The 18,909-nt window shown below is 47.1% G+C and carries 14 protein-coding genes; 7 read left to right on the top strand and 7 right to left on the bottom strand.

Annotation, left to right across the window (positions count from 1 at the left end; translation table 11 throughout):
• The first annotated feature begins 2 nt into the window (after positions 1 to 2).
• Together AWU56_RS04760 and asnB are read left to right on the top strand one after the other, a co-directional pair.
• Positions 3 to 1,070 (top strand): aspartate/ornithine carbamoyltransferase family protein, encoded by a 1,068-nt coding sequence (locus tag AWU56_RS04760; protein ID WP_040487880.1) that lies wholly within the window; start codon positions 3 to 5, stop codon positions 1,068 to 1,070.
• Positions 1,071 to 1,087: 17 nt separating this feature from the next.
• Positions 1,088 to 3,103, top strand: coding sequence for an asparagine synthase (glutamine-hydrolyzing) (asnB, locus tag AWU56_RS04765; protein ID WP_286681903.1), 2,016 nt, complete (start codon positions 1,088 to 1,090; stop codon positions 3,101 to 3,103).
• A 5-nt stretch (positions 3,104 to 3,108) separates the two neighbouring features.
• On the opposite strand, the gene msrB is transcribed toward asnB, so the two are convergent.
• Positions 3,109 to 4,242 (bottom strand): peptide-methionine (R)-S-oxide reductase MsrB, encoded by a 1,134-nt coding sequence (gene msrB, locus AWU56_RS04770; protein WP_286681904.1) that lies wholly within the window; start codon positions 4,240 to 4,242, stop codon positions 3,109 to 3,111.
• Between the two features lie 49 nt (positions 4,243 to 4,291).
• Between msrB and AWU56_RS04775 the strand changes: the two genes are divergently transcribed.
• Positions 4,292 to 5,284: a hypothetical protein gene (locus AWU56_RS04775; RefSeq protein ID WP_272978017.1), complete on the top strand. Its 993-nt coding sequence runs from the start codon at positions 4,292 to 4,294 to the stop codon at positions 5,282 to 5,284.
• On the opposite strand, the gene AWU56_RS04780 is transcribed toward AWU56_RS04775, so the two are convergent.
• The 5 genes from AWU56_RS04780 to AWU56_RS04800 all read right to left on the bottom strand — a co-directional run bounded on the left by AWU56_RS04780 (position 5,281) and on the right by AWU56_RS04800 (position 12,809).
• A complete protein-coding gene (locus AWU56_RS04780) occupies positions 5,281 to 7,014 on the bottom strand; it encodes an ExeM/NucH family extracellular endonuclease (RefSeq protein WP_286681905.1) in 1,734 nt (577 codons plus the stop codon). The genes AWU56_RS04775 and AWU56_RS04780 overlap by 4 nt on opposite strands.
• Positions 7,011 to 7,496, bottom strand: a complete 486-nt coding sequence (locus AWU56_RS04785) for a MarR family winged helix-turn-helix transcriptional regulator (protein ID WP_006955538.1) — start codon at positions 7,494 to 7,496, stop codon at positions 7,011 to 7,013. Before AWU56_RS04785 ends, AWU56_RS04780 begins: the two co-directional genes overlap by 4 nt.
• Before the next feature lie 29 nt (positions 7,497 to 7,525).
• Positions 7,526 to 8,632: a CsiV family protein gene (locus AWU56_RS04790; protein WP_286681906.1), complete on the bottom strand. Its 1,107-nt coding sequence runs from the start codon at positions 8,630 to 8,632 to the stop codon at positions 7,526 to 7,528.
• Between the two features lie 16 nt (positions 8,633 to 8,648).
• Complete coding sequence (gene mfd, locus AWU56_RS04795) at positions 8,649 to 12,128, bottom strand: transcription-repair coupling factor (protein ID WP_286681907.1); 3,480 nt, start codon at positions 12,126 to 12,128, stop codon at positions 8,649 to 8,651.
• A gap of 63 nt (positions 12,129 to 12,191) precedes the next feature.
• Entirely contained in the window at positions 12,192 to 12,809 is a 618-nt protein-coding gene (locus tag AWU56_RS04800; RefSeq protein WP_272978020.1) for a PilZ domain-containing protein, read from the bottom strand.
• 85 nt (positions 12,810 to 12,894) lie between these two features.
• Here AWU56_RS04800 and AWU56_RS04805 point away from each other — a divergent pair, with 85 nt between their 5' ends.
• The 3 genes from AWU56_RS04805 to AWU56_RS04815 are packed head-to-tail and all read left to right on the top strand — an operon-like array spanning position 12,895 to position 16,026.
• Positions 12,895 to 14,118 (top strand): lipoprotein-releasing ABC transporter permease subunit, encoded by a 1,224-nt coding sequence (locus tag AWU56_RS04805; RefSeq protein WP_286681908.1) that lies wholly within the window; start codon positions 12,895 to 12,897, stop codon positions 14,116 to 14,118.
• Entirely contained in the window at positions 14,111 to 14,800 is a 690-nt protein-coding gene (gene lolD, locus AWU56_RS04810; RefSeq protein ID WP_006955533.1) for a lipoprotein-releasing ABC transporter ATP-binding protein LolD, read from the top strand. The genes AWU56_RS04805 and lolD overlap by 8 nt, the downstream gene beginning before the upstream one ends.
• A complete protein-coding gene (locus tag AWU56_RS04815) occupies positions 14,800 to 16,026 on the top strand; it encodes a lipoprotein-releasing ABC transporter permease subunit (protein ID WP_272978021.1) in 1,227 nt (408 codons plus the stop codon). The genes lolD and AWU56_RS04815 overlap by 1 nt, the downstream gene beginning before the upstream one ends.
• Here the strand turns inward: AWU56_RS04815 and AWU56_RS04820 are convergent.
• Positions 16,023 to 16,547 carry a DUF2062 domain-containing protein gene (locus tag AWU56_RS04820; RefSeq protein ID WP_040487877.1) on the bottom strand — a complete coding sequence of 175 codons (525 nt, stop codon included), beginning with the start codon at positions 16,545 to 16,547 and terminating at the stop codon, positions 16,023 to 16,025. The genes AWU56_RS04815 and AWU56_RS04820 overlap by 4 nt on opposite strands.
• An 87-nt stretch (positions 16,548 to 16,634) precedes the next feature.
• On the opposite strand from AWU56_RS04820, the gene AWU56_RS04825 reads away from it, so the two are divergent.
• Entirely contained in the window at positions 16,635 to 18,908 is a 2,274-nt protein-coding gene (locus AWU56_RS04825) for a DNA internalization-related competence protein ComEC/Rec2 (RefSeq protein ID WP_286681909.1), read from the top strand.
• The last annotated feature ends 1 nt before the right edge of the window (position 18,909 follow it).

Raw genomic sequence — 18,909 nt, forward strand, 5'->3', positions numbered from 1 at the left:
GTATGAATATAAAGGATGTTTCCTTTGAGCGGGACAGACCTGACGTGTGCGGCGACGCACACCCCAAAGCATTGCTAAGAGCGATTCAAGAGGATGGTGATTACCTGTTGAAGTTGGCTAATCAACACATTGTTTCGTCGGATCAGTTTACACAAAATGGTATGTTGCAGTTGTTTCGACTCGCAGCAAAGTACGAGGCCAATCCACGACGTTTTAGCACGTCGTTGCAGGGCAAAATCTTAATTTCTGCCTTCTATGAGCCGAGTACGCGCACGCGACTTTCATTTGAGAGTGCCTGGCACCGTTTAGGCGGCGATATTATGTCGATCACGGATCGCTCTACTACTGGGATTGCTAAGGGAGAATGCCTCGCCGATGTCGCTGAAATGTTTAATAACTATGGCGACTGTGTCGTACTGAGAGATAACAACGAGTCCTCGTTAGAGGAAATGATCGATTCGTTGAGAATACCGATCATCAATGCAGGTAATGGATGTGATGAGCATCCAACGCAGGCGCTAGCTGACCTTTATGCCTTGTTTAAATGGAAGCCAGAACTAACGACAGCCGATGCGAAACAACACGCGGTGAGTGTGGGTATTATTGGTGTCCCGAACAGAATGCGAACTGTTAGGAGCCTGATAAAAAGTTTACTCAAATTTCCGGATGCGATTAAAGAGTTGGTCATTATTCATGATGACTCTGTATCAGAGCATCTATTTGCTGAACAGCAAAGAGAGCAGATAGAGCAAGCAGGCATTCATGTGCGGACGTCGACTGATTTGAATGCAACGTTGCCAGATATCGATGTGGTCTACATCAATGCGATATCTTGGGAGGGAGAGACATTCAATACGTATGGTAAGTCGTTTAGTTTGGATGCACAGTCGCCTTTGAAAGAAGACGCTATTATTTTACACCCATTGGCTCGTGGACCTGAGCTAGCAACGGATCTCGATCATACACCGCATAACTGGTATTTCAGCCAAGCTCGAGGTGCGGTGTTTTTGAGGATGGCGCTACTTACGTGTATGGTTCAACGCGCTGAGCGCGTTATCGATGTCGTATAACACAAGGAAAAACGAAGATGTGCGGAATTGCTGGAGTATTCAATCACCGCGTCAATGATCCTATCGACGCTCAGACCTTGGTCAATATGGCTGCGATAATGCATCATCGAGGTCCTGATGGATATGGCTATCACATACAATCGGAGCAGGGGATTGGTTTTAGTCATGCTCGGTTATCGATTATTGACTTAAATGAAGAGCGTGCTAAGCAACCTTTTTTGTCTGCTGATGAACGACTGATGCTAACTCACAACGGTGAGTTTTATGATTTCAAACGTATTCGAGCCGATTTGACGGCACGGGGGGCGCGTTTTCGAACGAAAAGCGATTCTGAAATCGTACTTCATCTATTTGAACGCTATGGCCTCGAAGCCACATTAAAGGAGCTACGGGGTGAGTTTGCATTTGGCTTGTATGATAAATACGAAGATGCACTTTATTTAGTGCGTGACCGTTTTGGTATTAAGCCCCTTTACTGGACTGAGACAGACGAAGGTATCGTTTTTGGATCGGAGTTGAAAGTGCTATTCGCTCATCCGCAAGTAAAGCGGGCGTTTTCTGCTGAGGGCTTATACCACCAACTGATTCAAGTGATGGTGCCCGGCTCAACGGCATTTGAAGGAGTTCATCAAGTGCAGCCTGGGCAAGTGGTTAAAATCAAACGTAATAATGGCACACTCAACATCGATACGCTGAAGTACTGGGACGTGGATTTTCCTAATGAACACGACTATCCCGGTGATGAGGTCGATGAGACAGAATATGTCGAGGGCGTGCGTGAAAAGCTCTTAGAGGCGGTACAGCATCGTATGACCGCTGATGTACCGGTAGGCTGCTATCTCTCGGGAGGCATCGACTCATGCTCGATCTTGGGTCTTGCATCGGCATCGACCCAAACCTCAGTTAAGGCGTTCACCATTGGATTTGATTCGGACGACTATGACGAGACGCCCATTGCGCGTGAAATGGCCGAGGCGACTGACGCTGACCATCACATTATGGCGCTCAAGGCGAATGATTTGTACGATCATTTTGTAAAAACCCTATGGCATACCGAGCGGACGATCTACAACACGCTGGGTGTCGCTAAGTACTTGATGAGTCAGGAAGTGCATGAGGCGGGCTATAAAGTCGTTATGACAGGCGAAGGCTCCGATGAACTGTTTGCTGGCTACCCAGCGTTTCGCAAGGATATGTTTTTACATGGTCTCGAACATTTACCGGAAATTGAACGGCTTGAATGGCAAAAGCTACTGGAAAAAAATAATCAGTTGTTTAAAGGTGCAATGCTGGCTCGAGAAGAATTCAGCAGCGATGCGTTAAACCAAAAAGTGGGCTTTACGCCGAGTTGTGTGCAACCTTGGCTGTCTTGTAGTAGCGTCGCTAAACCACTAATTAACAAAAGTCTGCAACAGCAACTTAAGGACTACGACCCGGGTCAGGCGATTGCAGACACATTAGATGAAGCCTACCTGACCGGGCGCCATCCACTTGATCGCGCACAGTACGTGTGGATTAAAACCATGTTAGAGGGGCAAATTCTAACATGGGGCGGGGACCGCGTGGATATGGCTAACTCAATGGAAGCGCGACCTGCGTTTCTCGATCATCACTTAGCAGAATACGCCTTTACGGTGCCTCCGCATTTACGCATAAAAGGTAACAAGGAGAAATATGTATTGCGTGAAGCGATGAAAGGCTTGTTGCCGGAAACGCTCTATAAACGCGAAAAGTTTGCATTTATGGCGCCACCTGCGCATACCGATCCTGAAAAATGGAAAGCAGTAGAACGTTTAGCGGAGGAGTTTTTGAGTGAGCAAGCGGTAAAGGATGCGGGCTTACTCGATTTTGATGCGGTACAAGCCGTGTTTGCGCGCCACAGCTCAAGTGATGTCACCGCTGAAGAGCAAGTACAGCTTGATGCAGTTATCAACCATATGCTCGGTGTACAAGTGTTACATCATCACTTCGTCGCAACCGATGTTCCAAAGCAAGCTCAACAGCGTGCTCAAGAACTCGGCTGGCACGCTTAACCGTTCTAGTTATCGGCGGTTACATACTTTATGTAATCGCCGTAACCATGTTCTTTCATTTCATCTAAAGGGATAAACTCTAGAGCAGCTGAGTTCATGCAATAGCGTAACCCCGTTGGTTTTGGACCATCGCTGAAAACGTGACCAATGTGATTATTACCATAGCGGCTGCGAATTTCTGTGCGTGTGTAAAACCAGCTGTTATCCTCTTTTTCCACCACCGCATCGGATGTGATCGGCTGGGTAAAGCTGGGCCAACCGGTACCCGATTTGTATTTATCTGTAGATGAAAATAAGGGCTCACCACTTAGAATATCAACGTAAATGCCGGGGCGCTTGTTATCCCAATAAGCGTTATTGAATGGCTCCTCAGTACCATCCTCTTGTGTTACCTCAAACTGAGTGTCAGTTAACTTTTGCTGCAACACTTCATCACTCGGTTTGCTGTAACTTTTCCAACGTGCTTGCGCTGCATCCGATTGATTGACTCCATTGGGATTTTGATTGGTGTACTGTTGATAATCGATATCTGAGGTATCTCCCCAGAACTTCTCGATGAAGTCATAACGTCCTGAATTAAACGTATAGACTTTGTAGCGGATCGGATTTTTATCATAATAATTTTGATGATAGTCCTCGGCGGGATAGAAGGACTTAAACCGTGTTATTGGCACGACAATAGGCTTTTTGAATGGTCCGTGTTCGGCTAGATATTGTTTGGTTTGCTGAGCAATTTTACGTTGTTGATCGGTGTGGTAAAAAATTTCTGGACGGTACTGCTGACCACGATCGACAAATTGACCTTTATTATCCGTGGGGTCAATGATACGCCAGAATTTTTGCAAAAGGGCGGCGTATGAAACAATGTTAGGATCATAATAGACTTGTACACTCTCAGTGTGACCTGTTTTACCTGCGGAAACTTCCTGGTAGGTCGGGTTGAGCTCTGTTCCACCGCTAAAACCTGAAATGACCTCTCGAACGCCGTTCATTTGCTCAAATGCTTCCTCAACACACCAAAAGCAGCCGCCAGCAAAAGTCGCTATTTGCTCGTGAGATTGCTTTTCGTTGATTTCATTTTGTGCCATGCTCAAGTGAGTGAAAAGAACAGCGAGCATGATGAATATATATTTGGACATAAAAAGCCTCCTGCATTACTGCTTCTAATAACAATATAGGTCAGTTGGGATGAAAAAGATTTATGTGAGTGGAATTTTTATGCTCGTGCTATGGACAGCACCTTCCCTTGCACAGGCGCAATCAGATGCGAATGACTCGAGTTCGGTGTCTCAAGAAAATACCTCAGATGGTTGGCTTGAGCAGTTTAGATATGGTTTAGAGACCTCCGTTGAGTCCAGCGCTCGCTGGGTTGACAGTTTTTTTGCTGACCGAGGTATGAACAGTGGTGAACATGAAACTTATGGGCGCTTAACAGTCGCGCCGCAGTGGTCGGGTTACCATAAGTTTGAAGTCGATTCACGATTTCGTGCCCGATTTCAGCTGCCACACGCAAAAAAAGATTTCTCGGCTTTTCTAGGCCAAGTCGATGAGGGTGAGTTTTTAGACCAGCAGGACGTGGGTAAGCCCTCAGTGATCAACTCCCCAAATACAGATGATGAGTGGCTCATTGGGCTAGGTTTTAGCCGTCAAGTAAACGAAGCACACCGGTTGACCTACAGTGTTGGGGTGCGGGGCGGTATTAAGCTTGATACCTATGCGCGTGCTCGCTATCGGGTTGATAGTATTTTGTCAGATATCAGTTTAATGCGCTGGGAATCCTCAGTATTTTGGCGCGATAGTGATGGTTTTGGTGTTGCACAACGTATCGATACCGAAACTCAATTAACAACACATGTTGTCGCTAAATGGTCCGCGATCGGGACCTTTGCTCAAGAGACGCAGGGTGTGCGGTGGGGCTCATCGGCAACGGTCTATTTTTTAACAGGTAATGATCATGCCTATGCAACAGAAATTTGGTCCGAAGGAGAAAACGAAGCGCCTGTTACGGTAACGGGTTATGGTATTCGGGTACTTGATAGGCGCCGAATATACAAGTCGTGGCTGTTGATGGAGACATGGGTGGGGCACCATTGGCCTCGAGAGGAACGTTATGAAACCCGTCGAGGCCACTGGATGCTAGGTATTGAGTTTGAGCTCAGGTTTGGTAACAAGCAGCATTAGAACTCAACATCGATAAACACTGGATCGTGATCCGATGAGCGATAGGGTCCCACCTTGAAGTACTCGGTATCTTGGTAGCTAAATACCGTGGGTTCATCACTATTATAATGGATATGTTGGACATTTTTAACGCTGTCGGTCAAACCCTGATCAATAAACACGTGGTCTAGCGCACCGGCTTGACTATCAAATACATAAGAGTATTCGTCGGCGTGCGAGACGTTACTAAAACCATGGTTCGCTATGTACTGTACCGGATCTTCTTTGTAGTAGGCGTTGAAGTCCCCCAATAGCACAGGTGCTGGGAACGCATTTTGCTTGACCCACTCAAGTAGCGCCGCGGCTGAGTCAAGGCGTTGCTGATTCCAACAATATTGACCATCATTTTGGTTGGCGTTAGGTCCATTGTCAGGGCATCCACCTTTCGACTTGAAGTGGTTTACGATAACGGTAAATTGCTGCCCCGATTGTTTGTCCTCCAACACTTGCGCTAAAGGTGGTCGGCTACCTGAGCGGAAAGGACCTTGAGTTATTGTATGCGCATGACCAATCGGTTTAACGCGATTACGATTGTAAATGAGACCGACAGCAATTTGATCGTCACCTAATCGTTGAGCTCTTGGCTCGGCGATAACATACGGGCTATCTTGTGCCTCATTTAACTGATTAACGAGCTGTACAATTGCACTGTCGGAGCCGTAACCGTCATTCTCAACCTCCATTAAGCCAAATACATCGGCGTCAATGTCGACCAGCGCTGAGACAATTTTAGCTTGTTGGCGTTGATACGCATCGAAGCTTTTCGCACCGCGTTCGGTCGGGAAACCATTTTTGTCACCATCGCCATTGAACAGGTTCAGCACATTAAAGCTTGAGATTCGTAGATACTCATCTTTTGCCTTAGGTGTTTCTGGCTCGCTAATATGTTTTGCGACTACGGCTTCCGTAGGCTGAATGCGTGCTCTACCACGAAACTCTGTAAGAATGCCAACAATCGGCATCATCGTTGTTCCGCTGCGCATTGAGTTTTGCGCTGAGCTCGTCAGCTGTTCAAACGGAAGTGTGTTGGGTTCAACATCACTGTTATCGTCTACTTGAACACGATTCAATTGGTTGATGCGCATTTGCTCGCGTGCGTCAGCACCTGGCTCAACAATTTGTGATGGGGTAAACAAACGACCACTGGATACGTCAAAGTAGCCATGACGTGGTAATTGATAATGACCGGAGATTGTTAGTTCTTGCCCACTTTCGGCGACTAGTGTAACTAACATGTTTTCCAGTTGCTCGCGTTGTTCGTTACTTTCAAAAGGCAACTGAACTTCAACGGGCGCGGGTAGCGGGCGTGCTTGAGGGCATGCCGAAAGCGAAGTCACGTCAACGAGACGTGTTTGTTCGTTGGCTTCTGCCACCTGTCCTGTAACAACCACAAAATCGCCTTCTGAAAAAGGTTGTTGGGTTGTTGAGCTAACAAATAAACCTTCGGATGTTCTCGGGTTGTTATCGGGCTCAGTGCTTTGTATGAAAAAACCAGCCAGCTGATCGTTAGCCGTCCATTTTCCTGTGACTGTTCCCGAAGTGGTTACGTTCTGCCCAACTAGAGGAGATTGCCATTCCTCACCTTGAATAGTGGATATCGGGGTAATCTCGGCTTGCTTTTCACCACAGTCTTGAGCATAGGCGGCTGTGGCATTGAGTAGCACAGCCATGGCGATAAAAAGTTTATTCATGAATGCTTGTCCATTTTGTGATAACTACCTACTTCCAAGACGGGGGCTGCGTCAAGCCGCTCAGCATCCATCATGGTCGCAATTCGTTGCATTGATGATAGCAGCAAGGATTGCTCCCACTCATCAAGTGCTTGAAACCTCTCAATAAAGTCTTCCTGTAAGGGTTGTGGCGCTTGAGCCAGTAGCGATTGACCTTGCTCGGTAATGTACATCAACACTCGACGTTTATCGGTGTTGCTACGTCGACGATAGATTAAACCGCGATGCTCCATTCGCTCAATAACATTTGAGACCGTTGCCGGGCTTAACGTGATATTTTGCGCGACTTCACTTGCGGTAATACCATCCCGAGCAACAATTTCACGTAGAATGAGTAACTGTGGCGCGGTTAATCCCGAGTATTTGTTGAGTTGTTTGGAGTGCAGATCAATGGCTCGAATGACTTTACGTAACGCGAGTAAAAGCTCTTCATACTTTTCCATTGTCGCTCCTAAAAGTTGAAACCGGTGGTCTAATAGCGTCGCGCAGATAAATCGGTACGACGTATTTGTACAATCATACCCAATTTGGGGTGATCAAAGTAGTGTGTTTCGTGACTAATCACCCGACGTAACTGGTCAAAGCGGTAGCTACGCAAAAATCGCTCTTCCTCAGTTTTATCCTGCGTTGAGGTCAGCAATGTTGACGCTTGTGCGGCAAGATCGCCATTCGGCGGAGCGATGAAAACTTCCTCACGAAGATTAAAATCGCCTTTGATATGTAAATAATTGCCCACTAGAAAGATATGAAGTGTGCCATCGAGTTCCCACACCGGCTTACTATTGGGTTCAGTTTGCAACGGTGCGAGGGACTGTCCGTCCTCATTTGCACCAAAACGGTGTTGCCCCTTTGCGAGAATGTCGAATAATTGCTCTATGTTCTGCATCCGTTGAGAGAGCGGGTCAAGTTCGTTACGAACGGTGCTAGGAGCGAACTTGACTGAATCTTGAGGTTTCATAAAGCCGTTAAACTGATATCGATGAGCAAAGTTTTTACCGCCGTAAAGATGAAATTTGTAACCATCATCACGACCAAAAACAGGTTGTCGCCAAGCTAGGTGCAGCAAGGGCTGTGCTAAGCCGCGCTGCTCCAGCGTTTGCTCGGTTTCATTCAGCACCCAGTGGCTTTTAGGGACTAAAAAAGGACTGCGGGCATCTTTGATATCTTTTTCAGGCCCAAAAAAATGAACAGGAAGTTTGACGAGCTGTGAGAGTTTGCTCGGACGGTTGAAAGGACTACCATTTATTTCGATGCTAAGACGTTCGTCCTCATAACTACAGGGCAGGGAATTCCATTGCCAGTTGTGCTCTGCAAGTTCACAAAGTGGTAAATTGGCTCGCAAGTTGTGGTGATTTGCATTGACCACTTGTGCAATCAAGTCATTTGCATTGGAAGTATCAATTGGTTCAAGATGAAGCGGAAACTGTTCACTGATATCTTGCTCAACTGTGTGTTTGAATAGCAACACTTCAACTTCAAACCAGCGCCAGTATTCAGGGTCCTGCTTGGCTTGTGCTTTGGGTAAAGCGAATAGACTGCTCAGCGTCAGTAACCCAAAAACTAGCCCCTTACACTTCATGTTGTTTTCCTCAGATCTATTTATCACTAGCAAGCTCATCTAAAAGCGACTGTATCAGTTCTAAGCGGCTTTGAGTATCCTCAATCGACTGAGTGACTCTGAGTTTCGTCGGTCCCTCGAGGCGATAATGATTCGGACATTTTTGGATGAGTCCGATAATGGTCTCCGGCTTCACCTTAGTTGTTTCACCAAACTCTATCGTACCGCCTTGATTACCCATATCAATTTTACGTATTCCTAACGCTTCTGAGTGGTTGCGTATGCGTGTTTGTGCGATTAAGTTTTTGCTAGCTTGGGGTAACAAGCCAAATCGATCGATAAGCTCAACCTGAATATCCTCGAGTTGTTCATCATTATTGCAACCAGCAATACGCTTATAAATGTTCAAGCGAATATTAACATCGGCAATATAGTCATCAGGTAACAAAGCGGGAATACGCAAATCAATTTCTGCTCGATTTCGGGTTAACCCCTCAAGCGTTGGTTCCTGACCATTCTTAAGAGATTCTACAGCTTGCCCTAACATATCAGTGTAGAGTGTAAAGCCAATACTCTCTATTTGACCGCTTTGGTCATCACCCAGTAATTCGCCCGCACCACGAATTTCGAGATCGTGTGTCGCAAGCATGAATCCGGCACCTAGATCTTCTAGTTGTGCGATAGCCTCAAGCCGTTTTAGGGCGTCTTTTGTCATTCGTTTTGGGTGAGGCGTTAATAAATAGGCATACGCTTGGTGGTGAGAGCGACCCACACGTCCCCTTAGCTGATGTAACTGAGCTAGACCAAGATGGTCTGCGCGATCAATGATAATGGTATTAGCCGACGGCACGTCGATGCCGGTTTCTATGATGGTCGTACAAACCAACACATTAAAACGTTGATGATAAAAGTCGCTCATGATGCGTTCAAGTTCACGCTCCCGCATTTGTCCATGAGCAACTGTGACGCTTGCCTCGGGAACAAGCGCTTCTATTTCTCTTGCCGTTTTTTCAATGGTGTCTACATTGTTGTGTAGAAAGTATACCTGTCCGCCCCGCAACGTTTCCCGTAAGATTGCTTCGCGAATAGTGGCATTGTCGTGTTCTCTAACAAAGGTCTTAACTGCTAAACGCCGCGCCGGAGGGGTTGCGATGATGGATAAATCACGAATGTTGTTCATCGCCATATTCAGTGTGCGGGGAATCGGCGTGGCCGTTAATGTTAATATATCGACGTTAGCACGTAATCTTTTTATCGCTTCCTTCTGACGAACACCAAAGCGGTGCTCTTCATCGACGATCAATAAACCAAGCGCTTTCGCGTTGATGTCGCCCTGTAATAGCTTATGAGTACCAATCAAAATATCGACTTGACCGCTTTCAGTATCGGCAATAATTTGCTTTGACTGCTTAGCGGTCTTAAAGCGTGATAGCACCTCGATACGCACGGGCCAGTCGGCAAATCGGTCTTTAAAGTTGTCGTAATGTTGTTGAGCTAACAAGGTTGTAGGCACCAAAACCATCACCTGACGACTGTCGTTTACAGCAATAAAAGCGGCACGCATCGCGACTTCCGTTTTACCAAAGCCTACATCGCCACAAACCAGACGGTCCATCGGGTGGGGCGCCGCCATATCTTGCACTACCGCATTAATTGCGTTCAGTTGGTCGGTCGTTTCTTCAAATGGAAAACTATCCGCAAAACGTTGGTAGTCGTATGCATCAATGGTAAAGCCATATCCTTCGTTGGACGCTCGTTTTGCATAAACATCAAGTAATTCTGCCGCTACATCGCGGATCTTCTCAGCCGCTCGTTTTTTGGCTTTCTCCCAACTGTCGTTTCCGAGTTTATGCAGTGGGGCATGGTTCTCCTCCCCCCCGCTATAACGACTCAATACATCCAGGCTTGCCACGGGTACATACAGCTTTGATTGTTGAGCGTATTCGATAGTGACAAATTCAGTGGTGACGTTGCCCGCGTCAAGAGTTGTTAGGCCTTGATAGCGACCCACACCGTGGTCTATGTGAACCACAGGTTGTCCAATTTTGAGTTCGGCTAAGTTGCGAATGAGCGCGTCGGAGCTTTGCGTCGGTTTTTGTTCACGTCGACGTCGTTGTGAGACACGATTGCCCATCAACTCGGTTTCGGTAATTAGATAGATATTTTCTGATTTTAAATGAACCGAATTAATGATGGGGCCGACTGTCAGTGCCAGCGGTTCATTGGATTGTTCAAAGTCACTGAAGTGAACAACACTCGGTGCAGGGTAACCAATGCGCCCAAGTATATCGTGCAGTGCTTCTTTTCGTCCGGCGGACTCGGTGACGAATAGCAAACGTTGCCCCTGATCTATCGCAGTGCTGATCAACTGCTTTAGCTTGGCAAAGGGTTGCTTATTTTGATGTTCCGCAGCGATGTCTGTCACAGGTGCAGTATTGAAGGACACCGCACCGGGTGTTGGTTTACCGCTTGGAATTGCGGCTCGAATGCGACGCATTTGCTTAAAGCGGCTATGAACCTGCTCCGCCAACATGAATATTTCGTTTGGATGTAATAACGGCTTCTGCTGATCGTAGCGTCGTTGCTCATAACGATGATTTATATCGATCCAGAGCTTCTCAAGAGTGCCTTGAATATCGCCAAAGGTAACGAGCAATGCGTCGTTAGGTAGGTAATCAAATAATGTCGCCGTTTGTTCAAAAAACAACGGTAAGTAGTACTCAATGCCACCTGGCGTTTGGCCTTTACTTACTTGCTGGTAAAGTGATTCGCGCTCATTACTTATTTCGAAACGCTCTCTAAAGGCTGAACGGAAATGCTCTATACCCGCCTTCGTTAACGGAAACTCATGAGCCGGGAGGAGTTTGACGGATTCAACCGGTGTCAAAGAGCGTTGTGTTTCAGGATCAAACGGACGGATGCTATCAATTTCGTTGTCAAAGAAATCAATCCGATAGGGGGTTGTACTGCCCATCGGAAACAGGTCTAAGATTGAGCCACGACTACTAAACTCACCGTGTTCCATGACTTGCTCAACTGCACGATACCCATTACGCTCAAGTTGCTCGCGCAACGCAAGGGCATCAAGTTGTTGGTTGACGGTGAGGTTGAGCGACTGACTTTGTACAAACTCGACTGGGGCGATACGTTGTAACAGCGTGTTTAAACTAACAATTAACGCGCCACGACGGGCTTGTGGGAGACGGGCAAGCACGCTCAGACGTTCGGAAATGATGTCTTGATGTGGTGAAAAGGTATCATAAGGTAGCGTTTCCCAGTCTGGGAAAACGGTAATATCATCATGATAATCTGTATGCTCACCTGCGAAATAGCGAACTTCTTGTTCCAGCCGGTGCGCTTGATTTGCATCGGCGGTCACGACAAGTACCCGCCCAGGCGTTCTATCTATGACTTTTGCTAGCGCCAATGCAGGCGAGCTTCCGTTGAGATCGGTCCAACTGATGTCTTTCTGGGGCGAGTCTGTGTAAGGGGGATTAAAAACCGAAACTTTAGTCATGACAACCTAATGTTAACTACAATTCTGTGTTGCATTATACTTAAATCACCAGCAATTTGGATGTTATCGCTCGGAGTTTTCTGATTTGCTCGACTGTTTGCGTTGCTCTGCTCGCGCTTTGAGGTGACGAGTCTGGCTATGCAAGCTATGACGTATTACGTGTTCATGGTCCTGCTCCCTAATCTGAGCAAATTGGAAGGTCGCTTGATAGTTGTCATCGGATATTGTTTCAGACTCAGTGCACTCGACATAGCAATAGATAGCCAGCGACTCCTCGCGAAATATTAAATTAGCCTGAAAAGTATCGCCCACAGTCCATCTCGTGTCAGAATTGACACGAAACCCACCGCCACCAAATTCATGAGCGGTAAGTGCATACTCGTTACCGTGTGTTTGACTCAATAAATATCCGAGCATCATTCCCATTCTCTGGTTGATGAGTGCTAAGGCATCAACGAGCGCAGGAGAGTTCGGGTTTTCTGAACGCACTCGCTGGAGTGCCGACTGATCACTCCCAGCAAGCTCTGAGCAAAGCTTAAAAAGCTCCGGGATCTCCGAATGAAGTGCCTGTTCAGAAGGAACAGAGTCCACAGCTACGGGCGTCAGTTGCACAGGTAAGCTATCAGCTACAGTAAAATAGTCGCCAATAGGACGTAAATTAATAGACTGATTTGGCTGCATTTTTGTCTCGCAAAGTTGTCAGGCTGCTAACAACTCATTATCCTTGACCTTTCCTAATAAGCAACCATCATTTCAAGGGCGTCGTTTGCGGTCAATTACACTTTCTATTGCGTTGAGATATAGCCGAACAAAAGCGTACTCGGCGTTCACCCGGTTTATTCAACGATTCGCATTAGGCGGAATCGCTGTCGGAGTGATGGCGTTGGTTGTCGTGATGTCCGTAATGAATGGCTTTGAGAATGAGCTTAAACAAAGAATTCTAGGCGGTGTCCCCCACGTTCAGCTCTACGGCGATCATGTGCTTGCTGAGCTTGATGATGTAACCGAAAAACTGCCAAAAGGCGCGTTGCAGTCGGTTTCTCCTTATGTGTCTACCGAAGCGCTTGTGCAAGTGCCGGGTAATCTTGCCGTCGTGACGTTACAAGGTTTTGACACCGGTGATTCGGCTCATCGCACGATTCCGACAGCGCTCGAGCAGGCATTAATAGCGGGACAGTGGAGTCGACTTGCAACGGGTGAATACAATATTATTTTAGGTCAAACGCTTGCGAATCAACTGAAGTTAGCGATTGGTGATAAGGTACGTATCGTCTCATCGAAGGGGGCCGTCTATAGTCCACTCGGTATGCTCCCCTCACAGCGAACTTTTCGACTAGTGGGGGTTTTTGCAATGCAATCTGACTTAGACAAGCACTTAGCGGTTGCAAACATTGATGATGTAGCCCGTTTAATTCGTGATCCCCGCGCAGCACAAAAGCAAGTTCAGCTCCAGCTCAATGATGCCTTCAATGCGCCGAAAGTTGCTTCAATCATTCGTTCGAATAGCACATTGTCCGTGACGGATTGGCGACAACGTTATGGTCAACTGTTTGATGCGGTCGGTATGGAAAAACGTATGATGTGGTTGATGCTCGCACTGATCATTGCTGTTGCCGCATTTAATACACTGTCGGCGTTGGCGATGGTGATTGATGATAAACGCCATGATATCGCAATTTTACAAACCATTGGCTTAACTCAGGCTCAAGTGCGTCGAGTATTTCTTATTCAGGGCTGTTACATAGGGGTTGTGGGTACCTCGGTAGGGTTGTTGCTAGGTATCCTTTTGGCGCTGTTTATTAACCCTATTTTGCAAACACTGGGAACGCATTTTGTTGCCGGTTTAGGACAACAGCTCCCCGTTCAATTTGAGTGGACGCAGGTCTGCTTCATCGCTTTTTTCGCACTGATACTCGCCCTTGTTGCCGCTTTCTACCCAGCAGCCAAAGCGGCACAAACTGAACCTTCCGAGGCGTTAAGATATGACTAATGATTTGATCACAGCCCACAATGTGAACAAGACTTTCCGAGATGGTGATAACCAGGTAACAGTGTTGAAGCACGTTAACCTTGAAGTTAAACATGGCGAGGTGATGGCAATAGTTGGCAGTTCAGGTTCTGGTAAAAGTACATTGCTTCATATATTGGCCGGCTTAGATGTTCCATCATCCGGTGAGGTGTATTTTGAGGATGCTGAAATTACACAGTTAACGGGCTCACAAAAGGCGCAGCTTAGAAACCAAAATATTGGCTTTGTGTATCAGTTTCATCACTTGTTACCAGAGTTTGACGCATTGGAGAATGTTGCGATGCCGCTCCGTATCTCGGGTGAGACTGAGAGCATTGCAACTGAGCGAGCGCAGCTTTTACTTGAACGAGTGGGTTTATCCGAACGAATGCATCACCGTCCCGCGCAGTTGTCTGGTGGTGAACGACAGCGAGTGGCGATCGCTCGCGCATTCGCCAATAAGCCCAAACTTGTGGTTGCGGATGAGCCAACGGGTAATTTGGATGGGCAAACGGCAGAGTCAGTGTTTGAGTTGATTCTTGAAATGAATAAAGAATTTGGTACGGCATTTATTATTGTTACGCATGATATGGCGCTTGCTGAGCGGATAGGCTCGGTTTATCGACTCCATGATGGCTGTTTAACTGCTGTGGATACGATTTAATGCTTACATTTAAATTAGCTCAACGCTTTTCTGAACGCCGCAGTCGTTCAGGTTTATTCGCCTTTATTGCTTCATCATCGACGGTGGGCATTGTGCTCGGTTGTGCTGTGTTGATAGCGAGCCTGTCAATGATGAATGGCTTTGAGAACGTGTTAGAACAGAAGTTACTTAAAGCGGTTCCTCATGCTTCATTTACCAAAGTAGAAGGCACCTTTGATAACTGGGCACGTATCGTCAAAATCGCCAAACGTGATAGCCGAGTCGCTGAGGCTTATCCGGTGATCAAACAAACTGCGATGCTTCGTTCGGGTGATCAGTTCAAAGGAATCATGTTAGAGGGTATCGCACCTAATGGTCCTCATCCGAGTGCCACTGAGTTTTTTACTGAGGGTGCGCGAGCGCAACTCAATCAACTCAACACCATCGTGTTGGGTCAGGGTATTGCGCACACTTACGGTGTTGAGGTGGGTGATACATTAGAACTGTTGGTTGCCGATAAAAGTAGTCAACAGTTTCGTTCGCCGCAACGTCACCGTTTGAAAGTCGTCGGACTATTTGAGTTCGGTGGTGAACTCGATCATCAAATGGGCTATGTCAGTCTTGATACGGCTCGCGTTATTGGTGAAATTAAACACGGTGTCTCGACGGTAGAATTAAAAGTAACTGACGTTTTTCAAGCGTCTCAGGTGGCGAATTCAGTGGGTAATCAGTTACCCGAGTTGGTGTATGTCGATCACTGGATGCGTACGCAGGGACACCTCTACCGTGATATTGAGCTCGTTCGCACGGTGATTTACTTGGTTCTCGTACTCGTGATGGCGGTTGCATGCTTTAATATTGTTTCCACATTAGTCATGACAGTGACAAAGAAGCGACCGCAGATCGCAATGTTGAAAACAATGGGATTAGATAACCGTCGTATTGTTGCTACGTTCTTTTGGCAAGGCACGTTGAGTGGATTGAAAGGTGCATTTTGGGGGAGCCTATGGGGCGTTGCATTGGCTTCTGCGTTACCGCAAATCATTCTTCTACTGGAGCAAGCATTACACTTTCAGGTTTTATCCGACGACGTATACTTCGTCAGTGAAGTACCGTCTGTATGGCGTTGGATTGATGTCGTGCTGGTGTGTTGTGTCGCAATTACGATGAGTGCGATTGCCACACTTTATCCTGCGTGGCGAGCAACACAAATAGAACCTGCGCAAGCATTACATGAACATCATTAATTGCGCTGTTTACCACGATGTTGGCGCGCCTCCCAGGCGCGCACAACGGATACACGCCACATAACACGAATGGTAATGTAACTCACCAAACTTGTTAGCGTGCCCATTATAAAACAGCCGAGTAAAAATGCAGGACCGATGGTCTCGATACTATAGATAAGCCAGTCCCAACTTAATTCAAAATTAAAAGGATGCGCGGGTGCAGAAAGAACCACGCGACCAACCTCGTAGCAGAAATAAAACAGGGGTGGCATGGTAATGGGGTTAGATACCCAGACTAAGCCAACTGACAGCGGCAGGTTGACCCGAAACATAATGGCGCCTGCTGCGGCTAGAAGCATTTGAAACGGAACCGGGATAAATGCACAAAATAACCCCACCGCAAACGCACCCGAGGCAGAGCGGCGATTTAAGTGCCACAAGTTAGCATCATGCAATAATGAACCAAATACCCTCAGTGCGCGTGTTTGGCGAATTTTTTCATGATTCGGCATCCATTTTTTGATCATGCGTCTTGCCATTGCAATTCCCGTTTACATCTAATTGTGCGACTGAACTGGAAACACCGAATGGGATACAGCTCGTTAACTTTGCTCGCCGGAACAGTAATGGCGCTGTATTCTACTCACTTAATCGAAACGTGGCTAGTCGCATTCGTGATTGTTGTGGTGAGTTGCCTTGTACCGTTTTGTTCCCACTTTCGACGATTTCTTATCCATTTTATTTTACTTCTTATAGGAATACTCTCAGGAACTTATTTTGTATCAAACCTGGCTGAGCAACAGAGCCGATTGCCGGACCGCGAGTGGTTGTTGGTTCACTTAAAAATAGAGCAAGTTGATTACCACGGTGATGAAAGAAGTCGCTTTGTTGCCGAATTGTCCCGAGTCTCGTTTGCGGGACGCGTCCTCGTCGAGGACTGTCAATGCCGGGTGCAATTATATTGGTATGGCGACTCGAAGAGGTATCAATTAGCTCCTGGGCAGCGTTATAGCGCCGAAATCAATTTAAAAAATCCTACCACATATTGGAATCAGGGAGGTGAACGACCGGCGCGCTACCTGTGGGCTAAGCAGCTCGCAAAGCAAGGTTACGTGCGCGCTATGAAACTAAATCAGGTAGCGCCATCCCTCCGTTGGCGGATCTACGATTCGTTTCAACACGCTGATCTTGAGTTTCGCGGCTTACTGCAAGCGTTAGCAATCGGTTATAGAGGTGACATCCCGCAGGCGCAACGCGTGGTTTGGCAACGTCATGGTTTGCAACATCTCATGGCGATTTCTGGGTTACATATCAGTTTGGTTGCGGGACTTGTTTTTTTATTGATTAGGCAGTGTCTATCGGTGTTTCCTCACCGTGGATTCTTACTGCGTAACCGAGAGCGTTTAGTCTTGAATCCAGTCGCTGCAGTTATTGCGTTGTTGGGAGCACTTATATACACCGCATTAGCTGGCTTTGCTATTTCAGCACAACGCGCATGGCTTATGTTGTTGCTTTTTTGGGGGCAGCGATGGCTCGGTTTAACGACCCGCTCATGGAAAAGGCTTTGGTATGCCGCGATTATCTTGGTCGTAAACGACCCGGGTAGTTGGCACGATATTGGTTTTTGGTTTTCAATTTTAGCTGTCACCGTCATTTTATTGTGCCAGTGGAGTTGGCACAATAAGCCATCTGCATCGTGGGTAACACGTATCTGGCAGACCCTCTACCTGCAATTATTATTCTTGACCCTGATGGGGCCGATATCGCTAGCGTTTTTTGACGGCGTGTCATTGATTGCACCGTTTTCCAATCTATTCGTTGTGCCTATTATTGCTATCTGGGTGCTTCCCTTAACGCTTCTGGGCGCAATAGCAGCGATGTGTTGGTCAGATAGTTTTGCAGCGAATCTCTGGTGGCTAGCCGAACAGCCGTTAATAGTGATTCAGCCATTACTAACAACGCTTGCTGATGTGCCGATAGTATGGTTTTCGAGCACATTGCCGACAGTCACTGGCACGATTTTTTGGTTATTCGCGCTGGCGCTGCTGTTGCCGTATTGGCTACCGCGGTATTTCTCGATAGGAAGTGCTGTGTTGGCGGCTATTGCAAGCGGTTATTATTTCTTAGAACGAGGGCAAAAAGCGGATGTTATGTTTCATGTGTTGGATGTCGGTCAAGCGCAGGCGCTGGTCATTGAACGGCAAAATAAGGCTTGGCTTATCGATTTGGGACGAAGGTTCTATCGTGGACGTGGTCACTTTGAGTCAGTGATTGAACCCTTTCTTAAGCAACGTGGCTTGACGGTAGAACGGGTTTCTATTACCCACAGTGATTCAGATCACAGTGGCGACTGGCGTTTAGCACAAACGCGGCTACCCAATGCGCAATGGTTTGGCACGATGACTCAGCAGCCGTGTCAAGTTGGGCAGCGCGGACGCTGGCGCGGTATTTCTTGGAAGGTACTGTGGCCAAACCGCGTCGATGTTAAAAATAGTAACGCGGCGTCGTGTGTTTACCAATTTAGCTATGGTGCCATTGACTGGCTAATAACGGGCGACATCGGTTTTGCCGAAGAGCGTATGATGGTTGAAGAGCAATTAGTTGGACCTGTTGAAATACTGGTGGCACCGCATCATGGCAGTGCTTTTTCGTTAGGGTCGTTGCTACTTGGGGCGACTCAGCCTGACGTGACCTTAGTCAGTGTCGGACGTTCCAACGCCTATGGAATGCCCGATATGTATACTCAACAAAGAGCGCTAGATTTCGGCAGTCAATGGGCGACGACGGCAGATTGGGGGCAGTTATCGATTGCTATCAAAGACCGTGTGTGGCGCCTGAAAACACCCGCGTTATTCGACAAAACGAATGCAAAGTCCTACAGTTCGACTAGCCAACCGTGAT

It is taken from the genome of Idiomarina sp. T82-3 (genome assembly GCF_001577655.1).
GTDB lineage: Bacteria > Pseudomonadota > Gammaproteobacteria > Enterobacterales > Alteromonadaceae > Idiomarina > Idiomarina baltica.